Consider the following 2676-nt stretch of genomic DNA (forward strand, 5'->3'; position numbering starts at 1 on the left):
CAGCAGCTCGCCCTCGAGCGTGCAGTCCCAGGCGCTGCAGGCCACGTCGATGGGCAGCACGCGCACGCCATGGCGGCGCGCATCCTGCACCAGCTGCGCGGGCGGGTAAAAGCCCATGGGCTGCGCATTGAGCAGCGCGGCCAGAAAGCACGCGGGCTCGTGGCACTTGAGCCAGCTGCTGGCATAGGCCAGCAGCGCGAAGCTGTGCGCATGGCTTTCCGGGAAGCCGTATTCGCCAAAGCCCAGCATCTGCTGGAAGATGCGCTCGGCAAAACCTCGGTCATAGCCGTTGTCGACCATGCCCTCGACCAGCCGCGCCTCGAAGCGGTGCACGCCGCCCCTGCGCTTCCAGGCGGCCATGGAGCGGCGCAGCGCGTCAGCCTCGTCGGCGCTGAAGCGGGCGGCGACCATGGCGATCTGCATCACCTGCTCCTGGAAAATCGGCACGCCCAGCGTGCGCATCAGGGCTTTTTTCAATTCCTCTTTTTCCAGCACCAGCGGCAGGTTCTGGCGCTGGCGCTCGCGCGCCTGCAGGTAGGGGTGCACCATGCCGCCCTGGATGGGGCCGGGCCGCACGATGGCCACCTGCACCACCAGGTCGTAGAACACGCGCGGTTGGAGGCGCGGCAGCATGCCCATCTGCGCGCGGCTCTCGATCTGGAACACGCCCACGGTGTCGGCGGCGCAGACCATGTCGTAGGTGGCGGCGTCATCGCGCGGGATGTCGGCCAGCGCCCAGCGCTCGGCGCGCAGCAGCGCGCGCAGGTCCAGGCAGCGGCGCAGCGCGCTGAGCATGCCCAGGGCCAGCACGTCGACCTTCATGAGGCCCATTTCATCGAGGTCGTCCTTGTCCCACTGGATGATGGAGCGCCCGCCCATGGCGGCGGGCTCCACCGGCACGAGCCGCGTGAGCGGGCCGTCGGTCAGCACGAAGCCGCCCACATGCTGGCCCAGCTGGCGCGGAAAGCCCTTGAGCTGCCGTGCCAGTTCCAGCCACAGCCGGGCGGTGTGCGCTCCCAGGGATACGCCCAGCGCCTGTGCCAGATCCTGCAGCTTGTGCTCGGCCAGTGCATCGTCGAACCAGTGATGCTCCTTGGCAAAGGCATCGACCAGCGCCGGCGCCACGGCCAGCGCCTTGCCCACGTCGCGCAGCGCGCTGCGCGTGCGGTAGGTCGTGACCACGGCGGCGATGGCGGCGCGCTCGCGGCCGTATTTGGCATAGATGTACTGGATGACCTCCTCGCGCCGCTCGTGCTCGAAGTCCACGTCGATGTCGGGCGGCTCCTTGCGTTCCTTGCTGATGAAGCGCTCGAACAGCAAGGTGGACTCCTGTGGGTTCACCGCCGTGATGCCCAGGCAGTAGCACACGGCCGAATTGGCGGCCGAGCCGCGCCCCTGGCACAGGATGCCCTGGCTGCGCGCAAAGCGCACGATGTCGTGCACCGTAAGGAAGTACATCTCGTACTCGCACTGCGCGATCAGTTCCAGCTCGCGCAGGATCTGCGCGCGCACCGCCCCAAGCACGCCTTCGGGGTAGCGCCCGGCCGCCCCCTCCCAGGTGAGCCAGGCCAGGGCCGTGCCGGGGGTCATGCCGGGCGGCACGGTTTCCTGCGGGTACTGGTACCTGATCTCGTCGAGGCTGAACGTGCAGCGCGCGGCCACCTGCAGCGTGGCGGCCAGCAGGGCGGGCGGGTAGATGCTGGCCAGGCGCACGCGCTGGCGCAGGTGGCGCTCGGCATGCGGCTGCAGTGCAAAGCCGCACTCGGCCACGCTGCGTCCCAGGCGCACGGCGGTGAGCACGTCCTGCAGCGGCTTGCGCGAGCGCCGGTGCATGTGCACGTCGCCCGCCGCCACGAGCGGCAAGTCCAGGGCCGCACCCACGCGCTGCAGGGTGGCCAGCCACAGGTCGTCGTCGGGGCGCAGCAGCAATTCGACGGCCAGCCAGAAATCTTGCTCAAAAATGGCTCTGGCGCTTGATATACAAGCGCTGACAGCTACAAAATCAGGAGTTCTTAGGGTTTCGCGGCACGGTACGAGCAGCAGCTCGCAGCCCTGCAGGCGCGCGAAATGGCCCCCGGCCGGGTCGGCACTGTAGCCGCCCTTGGCCGCGCCCTGCCGCGCCGCCGTGATGCACTCGCACAGGTTACCCCAGCCCTCGGCGTTGCGCGCCAGCGCGACCACGCGAAAGCCGTCGAAGCGGAACTCGCTGCCGACCATGAGCTTCAGGCCGAGCGCCTTGGCGCGCACATGGGCGCGCACCACGCCGGCCACCGAGCATTCGTCGGCCAGCGCCAGCGCGGCGTAGCCGAGGGCAAACGCGCGCTCGACCAGCTCCTCGGGGTGCGAGGCGCCGCGCTGGAAGCTGAAGTTCGAGACGCAGTGCAGCTCGGCATAGCCGGGCAGCGCCGGGGGCGCGACAGCGCTGGGGGACTCAGGCATACAGGCCTTGCAGAAACCAGCGGTACGGCCCCGGGGCCTGGGCCTGCGGCCCGAGCCGCTCGCGGTACACCCAGACCAGGCCGACGGTGTCGTTGTGCGCCACGAAGTAGTCGCGCACGGCCGCCGCCGCACCACCCTCTTCCGGCACGGTCCACCAGCCGGCCTCCACGCGGTGCGGGCCGGCCAGCAGGCGCAGCAGCCCGTGGTGGTACGGGCGGTGGCCCTGCACCGCCAGGC

Annotated in this window: 1 protein-coding gene and 1 pseudogene; both read right to left on the bottom strand. The window is 70.0% G+C overall.

The genetic code is table 11. From position 1 onward, the window contains the following. The coding region (locus tag B2J89_RS20930; protein ID WP_169170776.1) for an error-prone DNA polymerase at positions 1-2439 on the bottom strand (2439 nt) is incomplete at its 3' end. Continuing rightward, positions 2432-2676: pseudogene (locus tag B2J89_RS20935) on the bottom strand (DNA polymerase Y family protein); the annotation flags it as partial. The gene B2J89_RS20930 and the pseudogene B2J89_RS20935, both read right to left, overlap by 8 nt.

Source organism: Acidovorax sp. SRB_24, from assembly GCF_012931925.1.